A 20,815-nucleotide genomic window follows, 5' to 3' on the forward strand; every position below is an offset into this window, starting at 1 on the left:
GGAGGCTTTCGGAAGAGACGGTTCCCCTCTGGCCTTGGGACGGGGGATAGACCGAGTCGGGTCATGGTGCGCGGCTCGTTGCTGCCAGCGCGCAAGTCGCGGCGGAGGCGTCGTCAGCGCACCTGCTCTGGGCCGAAGGACGGCAGCGTGTCGTCCACCCGATGCGGGTCGCCGGTCCCGAACTGGCCGGTCCAGTCCTGCACCCTCGACTCGGCGTTGACCAGGCGGGCGGTGCCGTTGTGGGCGGCGAGCGCGTACATCAGGTGGGTCAGGGCCGGGCGCTTCGCGTCTAGCCGGTCGACCGCAGGGCCGCTGTGCGGCGACGCCATCTCAGAGGGCTCGTCCAAGGTTGGTGCTGGGCGAAACGCCGCACGCCGTATCTCCCGTGGAGCGTCGTTTCACGTGAAACCAACGGTGCGCAGTCGCTGCAGCTCCACAGCCCCGCAGCCATTCGGACCGGGATGGTCGGTTTGCCGCCGCCGTCGAAGATTGGGCCCGCGATGAGATAGGTGAGGTTGAGGACCAGGTCTGCCGTGAATCGAACCGATGCAAGCCGGCCCCACCGCACATAGGAAGCGCCGAGTCGAGCCCGCAGCGGTCGGAATCCTGAGCCTGCTCAGGATTTCCCGCGCCTCAGGATGCTGAGGCGGTGAGGAGAGCTTGATGCCGAGGCGCGGGTCCGCGGATCCGACGGCCTCGTCCAGGTGTTCGTGCAGGAGTGCCACATGCTCAGACGGCTCACGGCGCAGGGGCGCGCCGGCAGTTCTCTTGAAATCGTGCTGATCATCCCGACCTTGGCTTTTCCTACGAGTGTGGAGTCTGGCCCGCTGCGGCCCGGTGTCGCGAACCAGCATGCAGAGCCTGCAGGGCGTTCCGGTTCCAGCCCCGCCAGCGTCTGTGCATGGCCGACGCCGTAATGATCCCCGGAAGCAGGCACGGCAGCGCCGCGGGCCTGGTCTCCCCCTTTGCGGCGACGACGGGCAGCACCGAGGAAGTCACCAGTAGGGTTGCCGGTCCACCCGATGATCCTGTGACCGCAAGGGCGTGACGACCACGGCGGTCGCCGCGATCGCCTGCCTCCGCACGAGCGTCTCCATGCCGCGTTGGCACCGGATTGCCGCTCCGGCCGTGTCGATGCGCCTGCCCGGATCCTGGCGAACAAAGTGGCCCTGTCTTGACTCTGCCGGCTCTGGGTGCTCCTCCTGCGTCAACGGCAGGGTTGTTGGGGCGCGTTCACGACTTGCGGAAGGTTGGACTTCTTCTGGGCTGGAGCCCTCTCGCGACTGTGCGCCAAGCGTCAAGGACGCCCGGAAACTGGCTCAGGCGGCGTCGACACCGATGGACTCCTTCCGGCCTGGCGAAGCCTGGGACCTCAAGAAGTCAGGGTCTTGTGGGGGATGAGTTCGGCCGTTCTAGGGGGACCCGCTCAGTCGAGCTCCACGTCCCGTGTGGCCGCTGGCCCTTACCGTTGCACATGGTTGCTCTGAGACATGTTGGCAAGGGCGCTCGTGGCACCTATGTAGGGAGTTCGTGATGCCGGCTGCCGTTCTGATTGAGGACGGCGAAGCTGAGAGCGAAGGTGGAGCTCCCATCAAGGCAGGGATCATCCTCACTCGGCACAGCACCGTTTCACGTGAAACGCGCCCCACGCATGTCCGTCCGGTTCAGTCGCTGAGCACCGAGATCAACGAAACGAGAGCAGGGCCGAGCGTCCGGAGCGCCGCCGCTGGACGTCGTCGTCGGGGCTTGAACACATGCGCGACCTCCGCCGGCGGCAGGGCCTTGAGCCGCTCAACACGACAATCACCCGGCGCGGTTCTACCGGGTCCTTAGGGGCTGGGTGATGCGCTGAAGTGGCTGGCCTCAAGGAGTCGACTGCGCCCACGCACAAACACTTCCGAGCCTCGGCCTATCCGGCGCCGCCTCCCCGTACAACGTCTCCATCCCCAGCGAGAACTGCTTCGTCCGCCCGCGAGAAGAGGAGCCTGTCCGAACATCCTCGAGAACCGGCGGATTACACGGCCAACCATCGAAGACGAGGCACCTCTGCATTAGCTCGTAGGAGTGCGACCGCCGAACGATCGCGACTCCGACCGTGCAGGTAGGGCAAGGCGGTTCTTTCATGGAGTCGGTTCAGTCCGGCGGAACTGGGCGACATCCCTGCGGTAGCGGCGCTCCCACTACGTGAACGAGGGCCGACATAGGAGCGGGGCCAAGCTGAAGGTGGCCGAGCAGCAGAGCCGCCGTGCTGCATAGCCGGCCGTTCCCTATCGGCCGTGCACGTCGACAACGAAGCCTGACTGCCGTTTCACGTGAAACGGCGATGCGCCCGTCCTTCTCGGTCTGGACCTGACGTCGACCTGCGCAGCCCGAAGGGCAAGCCGGCATAGCCGCAAGTAAACCCAAGCCCAGAAGAGAGTCCATCATTTCGCCGAGCCATGTGCTTGTCCACGCCGTTTCACGTGAAACGGCCATGCGCCCGTCCTTCCCGGTCCGGACCTGACGTCGACCCTCGCAGCCGGAAGAGCAAGCGGCACAGCCGCAAGTAGACCCAAGCTAGAACAGAGGCCATGATTCGCCGAGCCACGAGTTGGTCCGCGCTGTTTCACGTGAACCTTCTGCCGCAAAATCAACCCCGGCTTCCGGTCCTCCGGCTTCCGGTCCTCCGGCTTCCGGTCCGGTCCTCCGGCTTCCGGTCCTCCGGCTTCCGGTCCTCCGGCCTCCTGCCCCGGCCTCCTGCCCCGGCCTCCTGCCCCGGCCTCCTGCCCCCGGCCTCCAGCCCCCCCGACTTCCAGCCCGCAGCCCACGACCCGTTTCACGTGAAACGCTGCGGCAGTTGGTTGAGACCTCCGTCGTTGGTGCGGACCGGCTGCCGCGGTCGCATGGCCGCGTCCATCCCCGTCTTCGGCTGCGGCGCGAGGGGGGCTTGCAGGAGGCAGTGTTGAGCGCTGGCGGTTGACGCCGTAGTCCGTTGCGCCTCGCGAAGGGGGCGACATCTGTGTTCGCGTTTGAGAACTGGTGCGCGCGCGTAGACAAAGTAGTGCGCCGACCCGTAAACGAAGCGAGCCAGTTGGCAGGGCTTCCTACGTGTCTTGGAAGGGGCTGCAGAGAGCATGCGACGGCATCTGCTTCGGGCCGGATGTGACGCCTCGACTGAAGGTATTCCGGGGTCGTCCGTCTACGGCCTCGAGTCCTCGGCTTTGGCGGGTGCTCGTGATCCGTTGCTAAGCCCAGCCGTGGGCGCCTGTCTGCGTCTCGGACGCCACCTGTGGTTCGAGTTGTCGTCGCATCAGACGACGTTGTCGTCAGTGGCCGTTGCGCTGGCTTGCCGACAGCGGACTTACCGGCTTCCTTCGACCGCATCCTGCCGGAGTGCCTCGTGTGGCCCCGCGCAGCTACGTGAATGATCCAAGCAGTACCAGTCGCCCAACCTGCGCGGTCCGAGTAGCTCGTGCTCGGAGCATTGTCGGCTATCAGCGACCAGAGGCACGTCCTGCAAAAGGAACAGGCTTGCGTCGAAGAGTCGTTCACCCGATGCTTCCGCCTCGACGCTCGCTGGCCTCCAACTCTGGTGTGAAAGTGGTCCTACAAGTTCACGGCGCCCGATGCCTGCTCTCCGGTGGTGAGCTGATGCCGTCATTCCTCAACGGTTGGCCGGCGCAGGCAATCTGGCGGTGAGCTGGCGCGCCAGGCCCCTCGCCGTCTCTGCCGTCGGCGGATGGCTCGCGGGGTGCCTCAACGAGCGATGGCTAGCGGGTGCCTCAACGAGCGCACGACGGCGCGCAGATCCAGATCGCGCCCCGCTACTGGTGCCGTCGTGATGACCCGGTTGCCGGCCCGCGACATCCACAAGGAGCCTCAGGAGGCGGCTACCTCTGGCAGGAGCACCTACGAACAGCCCAACGGTCGGGTGGGGTCCACGTCGTACAGGGCGCGGCTCTGGGAGGGGCCAGGATCCTCTTGCCATGCTCCGCTGTGCCACGCCGTGTCGTCTGGCTGTGCGTGGTGAAGGTCTTGCCGGACCGGAGAGGGCCGCGTTACGAAGACGGCTGGTGCGTCTATTCGAGGGAGCCTTACACGTGGCAGATGTACGACGGGCTGCTGGTCGGCTGGGTCTCGAGCAGGGTCAAGTCGATCAGGGTGCCGACACCAGCGTCGTACCCATGGTGAGGGCCGCTATTGCCGTGGTGTGGTTCGCGCCGGGCAGACGCGCCGAATCGCAAGGCGCGACCGCGGCGGGAGTCGCATAGGTGGTGTGAAACCAGTGCGCAATGTGTGCAACCTCCTGCCTCGCGGGCTGTCGAGAACGCCAGCGGCAAGGTCCCGTTCTTGGGGGGTCAAGCCGGTCACTGGTCAGCGCCCATACCCCGTCCGTGGCACAAGGAAAGGCGGCTGTCCGAGTGAGGAGGACTCGTGGAGTTGGAATCCGGGAGGCCGTGGCGTGAGCGCGCGGCAACTCATGCGGATCCTGCGGTGTGAACAGTCGGCCCTGTCCGGTTGGTAGGGAAGCCGGTTCAACCAGTCGGTCAGTGTTGACCGCTGTGGCCGGCCGGCTCTCGTTTGCCCAGGACCAATGGCTGGCCTGATAGGCCGCGTTGCGACCAGGAACAGCTACCCGGTTCGCCACGATGCTGGGGACGAGACACAGCGCGGGCGCCACGAACTCGACCGAGTCACCGGGGGTCCAATCGGGTGCCGCGCAGGTTCGTCTGCCTCTGCGGCCGGCGAGGTTCCGCGCTCCGGTCAGCATGCTCAGTAGGGCGGTGTCCACGAACGTTTGCCGGGTTGGGTCCGGTGTGGTTGTGGATCCGCGGTCACGATCGTGACCGAGTGACTCCCCGCCAACGGGGGGTGGTGCGGGCCTTCACCGGCCAAGGGACCCCGACACCGTCGGTGGTCTGCGGCGTGGGTCACGCCGTGCTGGTCGGGCAGTGGGGAGGTGTCGTCCGGCTCGACGGTGCGTGACCACCCCCGAGGACGCGGGAGGGTTCGGGGTGATGGTGGCGCCGCCCGGGGTGCGGGTGGCAGTGGTGGACGTCGCGGCACCATCGCAATGTCCGGCGAACGGACAGTGCGGGCAGACCATCCGCCTGCCCCGCGGTTTGACGATCCTGGCCTGGCAGGCGGGGCAGGTCGACGAGTTGTCACGTTCGTCGAGCAGCTGCGCCCAGATCCCGGCCAGAGTGGCCTGTCCTGCAGCAGGGCCAGGGTGCGGCCGATCTGCCATTGCCGTAGCCGTAGGTTGTGCGGCCGACCTGCCGGTATCTCGAGCACCCCGCGCGGGTCCCCGACGGTCCACGTGCCGATCCGTTTCTTGACTGCCTACCCGATCAGCATCGTGGTGGCTTCCTGCAGGGTTTGGCGGGTCCGGCGGCGGCGCCGGGCCTCGACCAGGCAGACCCGGCGCCGCATCTTGCGCCATCGTCGTGACCCGCGTTGGCGGGGCGGGGCCGGGGCGTGGCCGGCGGCGGTGTCGGGTGTCGGCCAGGTGCAGGCGGTGTTCGGCCCGGATCGCCCGCCCGGAGACCAGCAGCGCGCTGCCGTCGGCGGGGTCGGCGGCGGAATAGGGGTCGCCGCCCCGGAAGCTGGTTCAGGCGGCGTCGACACCCAAGGACTCCTTCCGGCCTGGCGAAGCCTGGGACCTCAAGAAGTCAGGGCCTCATGGGGGATGAGTTCGGCCGTTATTTAGTGATCCGCCAGTCGAGGTCTGCGTCCCGGGTGACCGCTGCCCCTCTCTGTTGCGCATGGTTGCTCTGAGACACGTTGGCAAGGGCGCTCATAGGTGCTTACGTAGTGAGTTCGGGATGCCGGCTGCCGTTCCGATTGAGGACGGCGATTCCGCGAGCGAAGGTGGAGCTCCCATCGGACGGCGATCATCCTCACTCTGCACAGCACCGTTTCACGTGAAACGCACCCACGAAGCGAGAACGAGCCAAGCGTCCGGAGCGCGGTCCGCGCCGCCGCCAAGACGTACTCGTCGGGACTTGAGCATGTGCGCGATGTCCGCCGCCGACTGGGCCCTGAGTCGACAGCAACACACAATCACCCGGCGCAGTTCTGACCGGATCCTTAGCGGCTGGGTGATGCGCTGAAGTCGCTGGCCTTCCGGCATCGACAGCGCCCACGTCCGGTGGATGGTCCCCAGATCGACCCCGGCCACCCGGGCTGGGTCCGGCCGGCCCGGCACCGGACGGGTACGCGGTTTCGGGGAGTTCGGCGGTGATGTCGATCCAGAGTCGGTCGGCGTCGAACTGCAACGTCACTGACCGCACTGTCTCGGGTGGGTAGGGAACCAGCCGATCCAGGCGTACCAGCCGCGGGCGGTGGGCAGGCGGAGGTGGTGGCCGGTGAGGGGTGAAGGTGCCGCGGTTCCAGCGGGTCGGCATCAACGCGCGCCGCCGGCGGGGGTAGCGCGGTGTGGCCGGCTTCGCGGCGGGCGGCGGCCGCGGACCAGGCGTCGGAGTAGCGTCGCAGCGCCGACCGGGTTCCAGGGGTGATCGACCCTGGCCACTCGGGCCGGTCCGGCCCGCGCGCGGCGGGTAGGTGGCCACGGGCTGTCCGGCGGGCGGTGATGTCGGATCCAGGGTCGGTCGGCGTCGAACAGCAACGTCACCGATCGCACTGTCTCGGGTGGGTAGGGAACCAGCCGATCCAGGCGTACCAGCCGCGGGTGGCTTTGTCGGTGACACCGAGAGCCACCTGTCGCTGACCGCCAGCGCCGGCCAACGACGACCCGGCATGGTGTTCCTGGGTTTCCGGCCACCCGCATCGTCGCAGGCCACCTGACTGCCGCCGATCTGCGGTGGCGCTCGAACTCAGCGACATTGATCTTGCCGGGTGGCGCCCACCGTGGCCGACATTCGGCGCTCGTTGTCGCCTACGTAACCACGCGGGCGGTGGGTAGGCGGAGGTGGTGGCCGGTGAGGGGTGAAGGTGCCGCGGTTCCAGCGGGTCGGCATCAACGCGCGCCGGCGGGGGCAGCGCACCTCGGTGTGGCCGGCGGGCGGCGGGCGGCGGCCGAGGACCGGACGTCGGAGTAGCGTCGCAGCGCCGACCGGGTTCCGGTGGTGATCTACCCTGGCCACTCGGGCCGGTCCGGCCCGCGCCCGGCGGGTAGGCGGCCACGGGCTGTCCGGCGGGCGGTGATGTCGATCCAGAGTCGGTCGGCGTCGTACAGCAACGTCACCGGCCGCACCGTCTCGGGCGGTAGGGAACCAGCCGATCCAGGCGCTTCGCCGAACGTGCCAGGCCCCGACGCGGCCAGCAACCGGCACACCCGCGACCGGTTTGTCACAGCGTCGCCGGTGCAGGTGTTGACCTCGAGCACGCAGGCCCACACGTCACCGGCTGAGCGCAGCGAGCCCGTAGCAGCGGCGCTGCTGGCGGATCAGGCGCAGGCCGATCCGGGCGGTGCGGTGCACGACGGGCCGGCGCGACGTCATAACGTCGAGGCATGTGACTGCCATGTCACATGACCACTGAACATACGACTAGCAAAAGCCGGAACCCGGGGTACGGCAACCGGCCGGCAAACCTGCGACGCCTACCCCGCCACGGTCTGACCCGGGACATCGCCGCACTGCCACCGCCAACCCGGTAATCGTCGGTGGCCACCTCACTAGCATCCAGCGGAGTTCCGCCGGCGCGGTGAGCATGGCGGTTGCCCTCCGCGCCGGGTCAGCCGTTGCTCGGATGTCGGGTCGCTCTTCGGTCAACACGCTCACGGGCGTACGGCCTTCTTTCCTGCTGTTGGGACACCGTCAACGACCGCTTGCCGCCGCGACGTTTCGCCGCTGAGAACGTCGTTGGCGTGAATACCCACTTCGGGCTACGGGGTTCCTCGTCGGCAGTGTCAGGCTCGGGTAATCCCGTCGGGAACCGTGAGCGCACGTATCTCCGACGGCGAATCCAGGGTGATGTACGCCAGTTCGTCGAGGAACGACGCGAGGGGCTCGACGAGCGCAGGTGGGCACGTGAGATCTCTTCACCTATCTGCTGTGGATCTGCCGACCGGCAGGAATCCGGCGACTACAGCCAACATGGCTCGACCGGACCGGTCAGCACGACAAGGCCCTAAGCGGTGAAGGAAAGTTCCAGAGTCAGCGAGGATCGCGATTTCGAGATGACGAGTGGGTGCTGGTGTCGCATGCGGGTCGGCTGATCGGGCGTTCCGTTGGGGCCAACGCCGTGCACGAGCCATCCGCTCTTCGTAGCTCTGCTGATCTGGAACGAGGCCGAGTGAGCGCCGTTGACCACCCGCTTGCGGGCGCGCTCGGGTAGTCGCGGCTGGCTCGCGGGGAGTTATCCACAGGCTGTGGGTAACTCCTGTTGAGAAAGGGGTGCGGACCGTTTCACGTGAAACGGCGTAGATGTGGTGGCCGATCTCCACCGCAGTATCCACAGGGCGAGCAAGCCTGCGACGTCGTGTTTCACGTGAAACCGGCCAGCCTGTGGATAACTTCTGTGGATAACTTTCGGCGTGCGGTTATGCCCACAGACGGTGACGATGATCTACGTAGAACGAGTGGACGGGGCTATGGCGGACTCTGGGTGCGCGGAGCAGACACGTATCGCAAAATTGACCCGGGACAGCGGCTCTGGCCTCGGCTAAGGTCACGTCGTGCCTGAGAACATCGCCCCGCTGCCGGACTTCACCCGCTGGCCCTCGTTCCCCTTCGAGGGCAACATGCGGGTCAAGCCACTCGCCGCGCCGGTCGAGGTGGAGCCGCCGCGCAGTGGGGAGGATGCCGCCGACTGCGTCGCCTGCAACACCCCCGACGAGGCGTACATCTGGGTCAGTGAGCGCTGGCGCGTCCGGGCGATGGATCGGCCAACGGGCCTGCCGGTGGTCCTCATCCTGGAGTGCCGCTCGCACCTCGACATCGGCGACCTTCCCAACCTGCTCGCCGCGGAGCTCGGCGTGATGACCGTCCGCCTCGAGCGCGCCATCCGCTCGCTCGACGGGGTGGCCCGAGTCCACGTGAATCGCTGGGGTGACGGCTCCGCTCACCTTCACATGTGGTTCCTGGCTCGTCCGTACGGCCGGCTTCAACTCCGCGGTACGTTCCTCACGCTGTGGGACGACATCCTGCCGGCAATTCCCGAGCAGCAGTGGCGCCAAAACCTGGCGCACGTCGCCGCGTGGCTGGCTGAGTTCGGCGGTACAGCCCTCGCCGAGCCGCCGCACATCCAGTGGGAGTCCCCCTCCACGATCGACTACTCCGAAGACAAGCCGGCCGATCAGCCGAGCGCTCCCCCGGCCGCCGATGCTCCCCGGCCGAACACACTCAACGATGTGGACGCGCGGCAGTCACCAGCCGATCCTGCCGTCAGCGAGTCCATCCCCACGCAGCGCACCCCAGCCGAGACTTCCGGCGCTGCCCTAACGGCGCCGCACCCCTACACCGGCCAGACCGACACACCAGGCCACTCCTGACTTCCCCGTACGCGTGAACAGCCTCGCGCCAATCAACTCCGGCCCGGACAAGCCGGAAGCCGACGACGTGGGCCGATTCCCATGTGCCCCCACCGCTGGTGTGACCAGCGCGGCCAGGCCCAGCCAACATGTGCGATCGTCGGCGATGCCAATTAGGGCCCGCCCGAGAACAGGTCGTCGCAAAGCGGTCCGGAGCTTGGGCAGCCAGGCCGGATCGTCCGCGGTCGGGTTTGTGGGAGTCGGCGTTGTCTAGGGCTGGGTCGCCCGGGCCGGACGGATCCGCAGTCGGTGGTCCGGGTCGCTGGTCTGCGGCGGGGTGAACTGGGGCCCGGGTGGTCAAGGCCGGGCCGGGGTGGTCCAGGACGGACCGTCTGGGGCTGGTGGGTCCGCCGGGGTCAACCGCTTTCTGGGCGGGGAACTGGCCCGCGGACGCGTGGGGCGTCGGTGAGCACCCAGTTCGCTTATGGCCGAGTCGTCTGGGTGAATGGTCCGGGCCGGTCGTCCGGTAACGGGTCGGGACGTGCTTGGGTGACCCACGTCGCCGGCCGACGGGATGACGGCCAGCGCGATGATCAAACGCTGACCAGCTGCCGATAAGCATGGCAGCATCGACCACTTCCGCCTTTCCGTGGACGTGAGACCAGACGGCCGTTTTCGTAGCGACGGCGGCGCGGCGTCGAAACGTCATTCTGGAGATTTTGGACTGCGGTTGGTGCTAGATCATGTGGGCCAGAAATCCTGAGAGAATGGCTCTGACAGAACCGGTTTGGCTGACTCTTGTGCCGGGGTTCGGGTCTGATTCGGTGGTGGCTGGATGACATCGGCCACCTCAAGCGTCCGTGCAGCAAGCGGTCACGACGGCCTCGACGATCGAGGCAGGCGGCTGGGCGGCGTTGCCGATTGGCCGGGCGTCGCTGGTGACAGCGGGGCACAGGCAACGAAGACTCGCCGACCGGTCCGGCTGCTCGATTGTGGTGTTGGTCAGCCATTTTCGGCGACCTGATCGTCCGGGGCTGGCAGTCTCCGGACACGCCCTGGATCGGCTACACGTGCTCCCGATCCACTCGACCTGAGGCCGGGTCTGTCCGGAGGGTCGGTGAGGGCTTCGGTTAGTGATGCCTGGAGTGCCGGGCAGCCGGGTCGCCGACTTCCTCGTCACACGTTCGGGCGCCAGGAGGAGCGACGGGTTCGAGCGCTGGGATAACGGGTCGCCGGGTGAGGGCGTACCGGTCAGGATCGGGCGATGGGTATCGCGCGGGTTGTCGAGCGCTTCGGGTTGGGGCGGTTGGTGGATGACCCCGTACGGGTGCCGGGTGGATTGTCGAACGAGCTGTAGCGGGTGCGGACCGTGGCTGGGGACTTCGCCGTGAAGCGGATGGTTGTCAACGCTCACCGGCCGGAGTTCGCCGACAATGTCGAAGCAGCGTTCGGTGTGAAGTGGCGCGCCTGGAACAGCGGGGTGCCGATGCCCGAACCGATAGCGGTGGACGGGCGGGTCCTGCTTCGGGACGGTGGCGACCTCTATCGCGCCAATCGGTGGGTCGACGGGCAGCCGGGACAGGCCACCGTACGGCAGGCGGCCGAGTTGCTGGCCGGCATTCACGCCGCTGGACGTCCCCGGCTGCAGGGCACGCCTGATACCTGCTGGAACGGTGATCGGTGGGGTGACGCGCTCGGTCGACTGGCTCGGCGTGTCGCCGGGCACCCGAGCCGAACCCTGGTGGTGGACAGCCACCGCGACCTCGACCGTAAGAACACGTTGCGGAGCTGGGACGGCCGGCTGATGGCCGTCGACTGGGACGCAGCCGGCCCGATCAGCGCGATCCATGAGGCGGTGGGGCTGGCGCTCGACTGGGCCGACCGGGACCCGGATGCGTTCCGAGCAGCGATCGTGACCTACGAGCTGCACAGTCGCCTGACCGTCCCGGCGGAACCGTGGATTTTCGGTGGCTGGGTGGTGGCCCAAGGCGGCTGGCTCGACTACAACGCCGACGACAGCCGGGCCGACAACAGCCGGGCCGACAACAGCCGGGCCGACAACAGCCGCGCCGACAACAGCCGCGATGACTTCAGCGCCGAAGCCAACTGCGGTGGGGACGAATACAACACCGGTCATTCGCGAGACCACAGGAACGGCGTCAACGCCAACGAGCACTGCCGGGCCGGCCGAGACGCGGACGAGCACTGCCGGGCCGGCGGAGACGCGGACGAGCACTGCCGGGCCGGCGGAGACGCGGACGAGCACTGCCGGGCCGGCGGAGACGCGGACGAGCACTGCCGGGCCGGCGGAGACGCGGACGAGCACTGCCGGGCCGGCGACACTGCGGATGAGAATGGCTCGGAGGGGCAGGTCGCCGCTACGAGGGCTCGACTCGATCAGCTCGCCGAAACTCTGGACGACCTGCTCATCCGGCTCGCGCGACGGCCCGCTCGACCAGCGTCTTGAGGATGTGGCCCAGATCGTCCCCGGCGGCCTGCACAGCGAGCGGCAATAGCGAGGTCTCGGTCATCCCCGGCGACACGTTGATGCCCAGCACGTGCGGCGACCCGTCCTCCCCCACGATCAGGTCGACCCGGGACAGGTCACGCAACCCCAGCGCCTTGTGAGCGGCCAGCGCCGTCTCGGAGACCTGAGCGGCGACCGACGGCGACAAGCGGGCCGGCGTGTGCCACGTGGTCAGCCCGGCCGTGTAGCGCGCGGCGTAGTCGTACACACCGTCGCGCGGGACGATCTCGACGGCCGGGAGGGCTTGCGGGCCCGAACCCAGGTCGACGATCGAGACGGCCACGTCCATGCCGGGCACGAACTTCTCGACCAGCGCCGTGGAGTCGTACGCGAAACAACCGACCATCGCCGGCGGCAGAGCTGACTCCTCGCGCACGACCGCGGCGCCCAGACCCGAGCCGCCTTGGGCCGGCTTGACCATCAGCGGCAGCCCCAGCCGGTTGACGATGCGGTCGAGCACCGCGACGGCGCCCAGCTCGGAGAACCGGTCGTGCGGCAGCGCCACCCAGTCGGGCGTCGGGATGCCGGCCTCGCGCAGCATCGATTTCGCCGACGGTTTGTCCCAGGCCAGGCGGGCGGCCCGCGCGTCACAGCCGACGTAGGGCACGCCGCACAGGTCGAGCACGCCGCGCAGCGAGCCGTCCTCCCCCGTGGCGCCGTGCAGGGCGATCACCACGGCGTCGGGCGGGTCTTCCTGCAGCGAGGGCAGCAGCGACACGTCGGCGTCGCGCATCTCGGCGGTGAGGCCGGCCGCTCGCAAAGCGTCGAGCACCCGGCGGCCGGAGCGCAGCGAGACGTCCCGTTCGTAGGAGAGGCCACCGGCCAGAACCATCACGCGCACATCGTCACCCGCAACCATGGAAGAGATCATGCCAAGTCGGGACCGGGCGCATCCGCGGCGGCCGTGCCCCGACGGCGCGTGGACGCGAAGCCCGACCCGAAGACCGCGCGCATCGCCAGTTCCTGTTCCATCACGCCGGACAGCCGCCGGATGCCTTCGCGGATCCGTTCGGGTGAGGAGAACGAGAAGTTGAGCCGCATGTTGGACGTGCCGGTGCCGTCGGCGTAGAAACCTGTTCCCGGTACATAGGCCACGCGCGCGGCGATGGCCCGCGGCATCATGGCTTTCGAGTCGAGTCCCTCGGGCAGGGTCGCCCACACGAACAGCCCACCGGTCGGGTGGGTCCACGTCGTGCCGGGCGGCATCAGGTCACGCAGTGAGGTGAGCATGGCGTCGCGGCGCTCGCGGTAGATCTCGCGATAGACCTTGATCTGCTCCTGCCACGGCATCGTCGACAGGTATTGCGTCACCGCACCCTGCGCGAACGCGCTCGGACAGAGCACGTTCGCCTCGCTCATCATCACCAGCTTTTCCCGTACGGCGTGGGGTGCGAGGATCCACCCGACGCGTAGCCCGGGCGCGAACGTCTTGGAGAACGTGCTTACGTAGAACACGCCTTCGCGGCGACGGGCCCGCAGCGGCCGCGGCGCCTCACCTTCGAACGACAACATCCCGTACGGGTCGTCCTCCACCACCAGCAAGCCGGCGCGCTCGCAGATGTCGAGCACCTGTTCGCGCCGCTCGTCGGTCAGCGTGACACCGGCCGGGTTTTGGAACGTCGGGATCGTGTAGAGGAACTTGGCCTTGCGACCGGACCGTTCGACGGCGGCGATCGCTTCCTCGAGGGCGGCCGGGATGAGCCCGTCGTCGTCCATCGGCACATGCTTGACCTGGGCCTGAGCGGCCTGGAAGACGCCCAGCGCGCCGACGTAGCTCGGGCCCTCGGCCAACACCACGTCGCCCGGGTCGAGGAAGAGACGGGCGAGCAGGTCGAGCGCCTGCTGGCCGCCGACGGTGACCACCACGTCGTCGGGGGACGCGCCACTGATGCCGGAGAGCGCCATCACCTCGCAGATGCGCTCGCGCAGGTCGACCGTGCCCTGGCCGATGCCGTACTGCAGGCTGTGGGCGCCCTGCTCGGCGGCGAGCTGGTTGAGCATTTCGCCCACCGCGTCGAGGGGCAGGGCGGCGATGTAGGGCGAGCCGCCGGCCAGCGACACCACCTCGGGACGGCTTGCCACTGCGAACAGTGCGCGGATCTCGGAGGTGGTCATGCCACGTACCCGCCGCGCGTACCGATCGGTGTAGTCGTCCTGGGTTGTGCCGCTCATCCGGGCTTCACCTCACAAGAAAGAAAGGGACGAGCCTGATGCTAGCCGGGTGCTACGACAGAAGCCCTCCGTTAACCGGTCACTGTGCCCGAGCTGGTCCCGTTCAGGAGTATTGCGGCGTAGGATCCGACCGGGAGCGGGCAGGGAAACACTCTAGGGGGCTGCAGTGTCGCGACGCCTGGTCAACTTGACGCTGGACACGCTCGGTGACCTCCCGAGGCCTTGCAGCCAGTGCGTCTATTGGGAACTCGACCCGGTCGCGGCCGAACGCGCCTGTGCCTCGGGCGACCCCGGCCTGGAAAAAGAGGCGTGGGTTTCGCAGACCCTGCTCGAGTGGGGTTCGTGCGGCAAGCTGATCTACGTCGACGGCATGCCGGCGGGTTTTGTGATGTACGCCCCTCCGGCCTACGTCCCCCGTTCCATGGCCTTCCCGACCTCGCCGGTGAGCGCCGATGCCGCCCTGCTGATGACGGCACACGTGGTGGCGTCGTTCGCCGGTGGCGGGCTCGGCCGCATGCTCGTGCAGGGTGTGGCCCGCGATCTCACCAAACGCGGGGTCAAGGCGATCGAGGCGTTCGGCGACGCGAAGTTCGGCGAGGCCGACGACGAGAAGCAGCCGGGCTGTGTCGCGCCGGTCGACTTCTTCCTCTCCGTCGGCTTCAAGACCGTACGCCCGCACCCGCGCTTCCCGCGGCTACGGCTCGAACTGCGTACGGCTTTGTCATGGAAGTCCGACGTCGAGTACGCGCTCGAGAAGCTGCTCGGTTCGATGAGCCCCGAGACGCTGCTGCGACCGGTGCGCCCGGCCACAGCAACGCGCAACGTCGAGACCTAGGCGCGGTTCGACAGCGCCATCCGCAGCTGCCGCACGTCGATCGAGCCGGTGGGCACGTCGGCCTCGACCGGGTAGTACATGCGCTGCACGGCGGCCAGGATCGCCTCGACGATCTGCTCGCGGAACAGCGGGTTGACCAGCCGGTCACGGTCGACGGGCGAGGTGAGATAACCCAGATCCACCCGTACGGCGGGCATGCGGGTCAGGCGCAGCAGCTCCCACGTCTTGGCGTGGATGCGGCAGTCGCGCATGCCGGTGCGTACGGCGATCTCGCGTTGCACCAGGTTGGCCAGCCGCTCCCCCACTGTCGAGCTGAGGCCGCTGCCCGTGCCGTAGTGGTAGGTCGCCACGCCGTCGGCCGCCTCGTTGTCGTGACCGTCGAGGTGCAGCGAGATCAGCAGGTCGGCGCCGAGGCTGTTGGCCAGCGCGGCCCGTTCGGCGCCGCTCATCGGCTCGGCCGGCTTGGGGCCCCGGGTCAGGTGAACGCGCATGCCGGCCGCGGCCAGGCGGCCCTCGAGCCGGTTGGCCAGGTCGTAGACCAGGTCGGCCTCGCTCCAGCGCAGCGGCCCCTCGGGCACCACCACGCCGTGGTCGTCGCCCCCGCCGTGCCCCGGGTCGATCACGATCGTCTTGCCGACCAGGTTGGTGCCGGCCTGCCGGAACGCCTCGGCCTCGCGCAGCCACTGCGGACGCCCGCCGACCACCTTGCGGCCGAGGCGGCGCAGCGCCTTCATCGTCTGGGGGCCGCAGGAGCCGTCGGACGTGAGACCGACCTCACGCTGGAACTGGGCAACCGCGCGCGCCGTTCGGGGACCGTAGATCGAGTCGGCGCGACCGGTGTCGTAACCCATCTCGAGCAGGCGTTCCTGCAACGTGCGTACGTCCTCGCCGACCAGCGCGTCGGGCACGGAGTGGAACAGCGTGCGCGCGCCGAGCCGCCAGCGGGACGCGTCGAGCGCACCCCACGTCTCGTCGCCGACCAGGCCGTCGATGCCGAGCCCGCGGCTCTGCTGGAAGGCCCGCACGGCGGTGTCCACGGCGTCGTCGAAGACATCCCCGGCGGCATCCAGCAGTTCCAGACCGACCAGGATCGATCGGATCTCGGCAACGGCCGGGCCGCTGTCTCCACGTCGGATGGAACGCACGCGCGACTCCCTAGAACAAAAGGCGGACTCCGGGCAGCGTACTCCGGGCCCACCAAAAACGCCCCGCACCCATCGGGGCGCGGGGCGTTGCCGGGAACCGCTCAGAGAGCCGATTCGATGAAGTTGACGAGCGCGCTCTTGGGCTTGGCGCCGGTCACCGAGTTGACCGCCTCGCCGCCCTTGAAGATGGTCAGCGTCGGCACCGACATCACCCGGTAGGCGCGCGTGGTCTCCGGGTTCTCGTCGATGTTGACCTGCACGATCTCGATCTGGTCGCCCATCTCCTTGCCGATCTCGGCGAGCAGAGGGTCGACCTTTTTGCAGGGCGCGCACCACTCGGCCCAGAAGTCCACCAGCACCGGCTTGTCCGACTGCAGCACGTCGCTCACGAATGTGGCGTCGGTGACCGCCTTACCTGCTACTCCCACTACGACACTCCTGATCTTTTAGAGCTCGACGAATGAGGCGATGAAGCGCTCGGCGTCCAGGGCCGCGGCGCATCCGGTGCCGGAGGCGGTGATCGCCTGGCGGTAGGTGTGGTCGACGAGGTCGCCGGCGGCGAACACGCCCGGGACGTTGGTGCGGGTCGACGGGTGGTCGACCTTCACGTAGCCTTCGTCGTCCAGCTCGACCTGGCCCTTGAAGAGCTCGCTGCGCGGGTCGTGACCGATCGCCACGAACACGCCGGTGACGTCGAGGACCTTTTCCTCGCCGGTCTGCGTGTTCTTCAGACGTACGCCCGAGACCTTGCCGTCGTGACCGAGGATCTCCTCGACCACCGAGTTCCACTCGACCTTGATCTTGTCGTTGCTGAGCGCGCGCAGCTGCATGACCTTGCTGGCCCGGAACGAGTCGCGCCGGTGCACGATCGTCACCGACTCGGCGAAGCGGGTGAGGAAGGTCGCCTCCTCCATCGCGGAGTCGCCGCCGCCGACCACCACGATGTGATGGTTGCGGAAGAAGAAGCCGTCACAGGTGGCACAGGACGAGACGCCGTGGCCGAGCAGTTCCTGCTCGCCGGGCACGCCCAGCGGCCGCCACGCGGAACCGGTGGAGAGGATGACCGCGCGGGCGAAGTACTGCTTGTCGCCCACCCAGACGGTCTTGAGACCCTCGGTGCCGGCCTCGGTGGGCTTGTCGCCCAGCTCGACGCGGGTCACGTCGTCGGTGATGAACTCGGCGCCGAACCGCTCGGCCTGGGCGCGCATGTTGTCCATGAGCTCGGGGCCCATGATGCCCTCACGGAAGCCGGGGAAGTTTTCCACCTCGGTGGTGGTCATCAGGGCGCCGCCGGACTGGACGCCCTCGATCACGAGCGGCTTGAGGTTGGCCCGGGCGGCGTACAACGCGGCCGTGTATCCGGACGGTCCCGAACCGATGATGATCAGATTGCGGACCTCGTCCACTGCCGACTCCTCAGTCTGCTCTTCGCCGGGAAATCCTCTCGGCGACACTGCACGCTAGAACGCCACGCTGGGCGCCCACCATTCCCGGACGTGCAGCCGTGGCGGACCTCACGCGGAACGGATTGGGGTGTCGTTCAGCGTACCGGCACTTTCTCGATCGTGTCGGCGTCGCCCGGTGGCGTGCCGCACTCGGCCCCGACCGCCCATGCCTGGGCGCCGTTGCTCGCGGTGAACCGGACGATCAGGGCCGGAACGCCGTCGAACCGGGCGAAGTCGACGGTCTGCACGTCGAGCGGGCCGCCCGCGTTCTCCTGCTGGACCGCGGCCAGGCACTCGTCGAGCGCCGCCTGGTCGGTCAGGCGGGCCAGCGCGGACTCGGTGGACAGGCGCGTCCGCCCCTCGTCGGCCCCCGACTGGCCGCTGAACGCCTCGCTCTCGGGCGCGTTCATCGGCGTGACCGGCGGAACGGCGAGGGTGACCCGGGTGTAGTCGGTTCCGCTGGCGGTGAGCGCCGGAGTGCCGCCGGCGTCGGAGAGCGCGGCCGAGTCGGCAGCAGAGCCGGCCCCGCCGGAGTCACTCATGTCGCGACCAGCCAGATAGTCAGCGCCAAAACCGACAAAAGCAATGAACCCCGCGGCGATGGCGATCGGGGTGGCCCAGCGCATCCGGCGACGAGCCTTGCTTCCCCGTACGCCCTCAGGGGCGCCACCCGCCACGACGGTGAGCTGCGGGACGGGGGCGAACATGCCGTCGAGCTTGGCGGCCAGCTCGGCCGGCATGGGTTCCGGCTCGAACCGGCCCAGCTCGGCCCGCACGACGGCGATCCCGCCGCCCAGCTCGTCGTACGCCTCCCGCCAGGCCGGATCCTCGGCGATCAACGTGGCCACCGCGGACTCGTCGGGCGTGCCCTCCAGGGCGCCCCCGATGTAATCCGCCAGCAGGTCGATGTCGACCCCGCTGAACTCGGCCCCGCTCACCTCTGATCCCTCCGATCGTGCCCGCCGGGCGGCGGCAGCGCCCCACCCTGTCCGGATGGGACGGTTTGCGACCTGCCCTGGTTCCCACCCGGGGCGTGATCGGCGTCTCGGCCCCGCAACTCGCGCAGGGCCAGCGCCATCCGGGCCCGGCCGCGGGCGCACCGGCTCTTGATCGTGCCGACCGCCACGTCGAGCATTTCGGCGGCCTCGGCGACCGGGTAACCCTGCACGTCGACCAGCACGATCGCGGCCCGCTGATCGGCCGGCAGATCGGCCAGCGCCTGCCGCACCAGCAGCGCGGTTTCGTGGTCGTGAGCGGGCGCGGCCGGTTCCACACCGGACGGACGGTCGTCGGACCGGCTGCCGTCGGGCAGCGGCACGGTCGGGTGGGCCTGCCGCTTGCGGATCCGGTCGAGGCAGGCGTTGACCACGATGCGGTGCAGCCAGGTCGTGACGGCCGAGTCCCCACGGAACCGGGCGGCGTTGCGGTGGGCCGAGAGCAGCGCGTCCTGCACCGCGTCGGCGGCTTCCTCACGGTCGCCGATCGTGCGCAGCGCCACGGCCCACAGGCGGTCACGGTGGCGGCGTACGAGTTCGCCGAAGGCCTGCTTGTCGCCCGCGACGTGGGCACGCAGCAGCTCGGCGTCGCTGGGCGCGACACCCTGCGCGGCGTCCCCGGAAGTCACGCCAGCAATCTAACCGGACGAGCCGGGCACGCGTAGCCCCGCCGCTCAGTAACCGGAGACCGAGATCTCCTGAACCTCGACCGAGTAGCGGCCCTCGCCGTCGGAGGGCAGCTTGGTCATGAAGACCAGGACGTACCGGTAGGTCTGGTCGGGGTTGAACACCGAGAACACCTTGCGGTTGCCGGTGGTCACCGTCTCGGAGTCACCCAGCCGCTTGTAGGTGTCCATGATCTTTTGGTCGCCGGCCGAGGTGTCGCCGGCGTCCTCGGTGCCGGTACGGATGTCCATGGTGACGCCGGGCTGCGACATCAGCACCTCGACCTCGGACAGCTTGCGCGGGGTGCCCAGGTCGATCAGCACGCCCATGCCGGGCTTGCGGTTGCCGAAGTTGGGCTGGTTGAACCGCTGCAGCTTCCAGGCGGACTCGTCGTCGCCGTCGACGGTGAACTTGGCCTCGCCGGTGTCGTCGCGGTCGCCGTCGGGCGGGTCGACGATGCGCACCATGTCGGCAGTCAACGGGATCTTTTTCGGCTGGGGCGCGGGGGCCTGCGTGTCGGTGGCGCCGTCGGGGTCGGCGCCCGCCTGGTTGGTGACGGTCGGTTTCGGATCACCCGAGCTGTTGATGGCCTGGATGCCGAAGACCAGGCCGACGACCGCGATGACGACCAGCGCGGCGACCCCGATGACGATTTTCGACGTGCTTCGGGTGGGCTCGGTCGACGTGTTCTGCGCGAACCGCAGGGGGCCCGCGTCCTCGTAGTCCTCCTCGGCCGAGGCATCGAGTCGAGCCAGCTCGGCGGTGAGGGAATCGGCCTCGGGCGTGGCCACGCGGGAGTCGAGCAGGTCCATCGTCAGGTCGTCGAGGTAGGCCGGGACACCGGCGCGGATCTGCCGGGGCGCGGCCGGGCTGCCGGTGCCGTCCCGGTTCGCGTCGGGCAGCGTGGAGCTGCCGACCTCGTTGTGCGGCCAGTGACCGGTGAGCGCGAAGTAGAGGATGCCGCCGACCGCGCGGATGTCGGACTCGACGTTGTCGGCCGAGTCGGCGCGCGCGTCGGCCAGCACGACCCGGCCGTCGTCGGCGATCAGCGTGGTGCCGGGGTGAACGTTGCCGTGCACCATGCCCGTGGCGTGGACGGCGGTCAGCGCGTCGGCGATCGAGTGTGCGATGGCGGTGGCGCGGGCCGGGTCGAGCGGTCCCTCCGAGCTGACCAGCTCGCGCAGCGACTCGCCCTCGACCCACTCGCGTACGACGTAGGCCCTGGCGCTCTCGTCGATCGCGTCGTAGACCCCCACGAGGTTGGGGTGGATCACGCGGCTCGCGTCGACGGCGGCCTGAAGCATCTCGGCGGCGGAGTCGCCGCCGGGGTAACGCAGCACGACCGCGACCGGGCGCCGGAGGATGACGTCGATGCCCCGCCAGACCTGCCGCCCGGCGCTGTCGTCGTTGACGTGCTCCTCGAGCTGATAGCGCTCGGCCAGGATCTCACCGACGGTGGGCGCACCGAAAGTCATGACCGGTCCGTCCGCATCGGCCGCGGTCTCGTGGCCTTCGCCGACCTGGGTCACCAGTCCTCCTCGGTGCTCCACGCACGGGTTCGCCGTGCTCGGTGCAAATGACGATGCGCGAAGAGCACATGCCGACACCGACCATA

14 protein-coding genes are annotated in these 20,815 nt (G+C 68.7%); 4 read left to right on the plus strand and 10 right to left on the minus strand.

Features of this window, described 5'->3' with window-relative positions:
* Positions 1–113: 113 nt before the first annotated feature.
* Positions 114–347 carry a hypothetical protein gene (locus tag C8E87_RS15795; RefSeq protein ID WP_133873804.1) on the minus strand — a complete coding sequence of 78 codons (234 nt, stop codon included), beginning with the start codon at positions 345–347 and terminating at the stop codon, positions 114–116.
* Between the two features lie 4,483 nt (positions 348–4,830).
* On the opposite strand from C8E87_RS15795, the gene C8E87_RS46350 reads away from it, so the two are divergent.
* Complete coding sequence (locus C8E87_RS46350) at positions 4,831–4,965, plus strand: hypothetical protein (RefSeq protein ID WP_275409185.1); 135 nt, start codon at positions 4,831–4,833, stop codon at positions 4,963–4,965.
* A gap of 2,375 nt (positions 4,966–7,340) precedes the next feature.
* Here C8E87_RS46350 and C8E87_RS46355 read toward each other — a convergent pair.
* Positions 7,341–7,466: a hypothetical protein gene (locus C8E87_RS46355; protein ID WP_275409186.1), complete on the minus strand. Its 126-nt coding sequence runs from the start codon at positions 7,464–7,466 to the stop codon at positions 7,341–7,343.
* 1,175 nt (positions 7,467–8,641) lie between these two features.
* On the opposite strand from C8E87_RS46355, the gene C8E87_RS15805 reads away from it, so the two are divergent.
* Positions 8,642–9,436 carry a hypothetical protein gene (locus tag C8E87_RS15805; protein ID WP_239080760.1) on the plus strand — a complete coding sequence of 265 codons (795 nt, stop codon included), beginning with the start codon at positions 8,642–8,644 and terminating at the stop codon, positions 9,434–9,436.
* Positions 9,437–10,784: 1,348 nt separating this feature from the next.
* Positions 10,785–11,882 (plus strand): aminoglycoside phosphotransferase family protein, encoded by a 1,098-nt coding sequence (locus tag C8E87_RS15810; RefSeq protein ID WP_133873806.1) that lies wholly within the window; start codon positions 10,785–10,787, stop codon positions 11,880–11,882.
* On the opposite strand, the gene C8E87_RS15815 is transcribed toward C8E87_RS15810, so the two are convergent.
* The gene (locus tag C8E87_RS15815; protein ID WP_239080233.1) at positions 11,842–12,801 is read right to left on the minus strand and encodes a D-alanine--D-alanine ligase family protein; all 960 of its coding nucleotides are present in this window, start codon (positions 12,799–12,801) and stop codon (positions 11,842–11,844) included. The two genes, C8E87_RS15810 and C8E87_RS15815, sit on opposite strands and share 41 nt — an antisense overlap.
* A gap of 8 nt (positions 12,802–12,809) precedes the next feature.
* Positions 12,810–14,114 carry an aminotransferase-like domain-containing protein gene (locus C8E87_RS15820; protein WP_133873808.1) on the minus strand — a complete coding sequence of 435 codons (1,305 nt, stop codon included), beginning with the start codon at positions 14,112–14,114 and terminating at the stop codon, positions 12,810–12,812.
* A 166-nt stretch (positions 14,115–14,280) separates the two neighbouring features.
* Between C8E87_RS15820 and C8E87_RS15825 the strand changes: the two genes are divergently transcribed.
* Complete coding sequence (locus C8E87_RS15825) at positions 14,281–14,949, plus strand: GNAT family N-acetyltransferase (RefSeq protein ID WP_133873809.1); 669 nt, start codon at positions 14,281–14,283, stop codon at positions 14,947–14,949.
* Here the strand turns inward: C8E87_RS15825 and C8E87_RS15830 are convergent.
* The 6 genes from C8E87_RS15830 to C8E87_RS15855 form a co-directional block, all read right to left on the minus strand.
* The gene (locus C8E87_RS15830) at positions 14,946–16,094 is read right to left on the minus strand and encodes an N-acetylmuramoyl-L-alanine amidase (RefSeq protein WP_133873810.1); all 1,149 of its coding nucleotides are present in this window, start codon (positions 16,092–16,094) and stop codon (positions 14,946–14,948) included. The two genes, C8E87_RS15825 and C8E87_RS15830, sit on opposite strands and share 4 nt — an antisense overlap.
* Before the next feature lie 101 nt (positions 16,095–16,195).
* Positions 16,196–16,522, minus strand: coding sequence for a thioredoxin (gene trxA, locus C8E87_RS15835; protein WP_133873811.1), 327 nt, complete (start codon positions 16,520–16,522; stop codon positions 16,196–16,198).
* Positions 16,523–16,540: 18 nt separating this feature from the next.
* Entirely contained in the window at positions 16,541–17,500 is a 960-nt protein-coding gene (gene trxB / locus C8E87_RS15840; protein WP_133873812.1) for a thioredoxin-disulfide reductase, read from the minus strand.
* Between the two features lie 134 nt (positions 17,501–17,634).
* Positions 17,635–18,477, minus strand: coding sequence for an RsmA family anti-sigma factor (locus C8E87_RS15845; RefSeq protein ID WP_133873813.1), 843 nt, complete (start codon positions 18,475–18,477; stop codon positions 17,635–17,637).
* Entirely contained in the window at positions 18,474–19,163 is a 690-nt protein-coding gene (gene sigM, locus C8E87_RS15850; RefSeq protein WP_133873814.1) for an RNA polymerase sigma factor SigM, read from the minus strand. The genes C8E87_RS15845 and sigM overlap by 4 nt, the downstream gene beginning before the upstream one ends.
* Before the next feature lie 45 nt (positions 19,164–19,208).
* Positions 19,209–20,729 (minus strand): protein kinase family protein, encoded by a 1,521-nt coding sequence (locus C8E87_RS15855; protein ID WP_133873815.1) that lies wholly within the window; start codon positions 20,727–20,729, stop codon positions 19,209–19,211.
* Between the last annotated feature and the right edge of the window lie 86 nt (positions 20,730–20,815).

This window comes from Paractinoplanes brasiliensis (genome assembly GCF_004362215.1).
Classification (GTDB): Bacteria; Actinomycetota; Actinomycetes; order Mycobacteriales; family Micromonosporaceae; genus Actinoplanes; species Actinoplanes brasiliensis.

Bases quoted from the DNA above. Each gene is read 5' to 3' on its own strand.
- C8E87_RS15815 (WP_239080233.1), bottom strand. From the start codon at position 12,801: ATGGTTGCGGGTGACGATGTGCGCGTGATGGTTCTGGCCGGTGGCCTC.
- C8E87_RS46355 (WP_275409186.1), bottom strand. From the start codon at position 7,466: ATGGCAGTCACATGCCTCGACGTTATGACGTCGCGCCGGCCCGTCGTG.
- C8E87_RS15820 (WP_133873808.1), bottom strand. From the start codon at position 14,114: ATGAGCGGCACAACCCAGGACGACTACACCGATCGGTACGCGCGGCGG.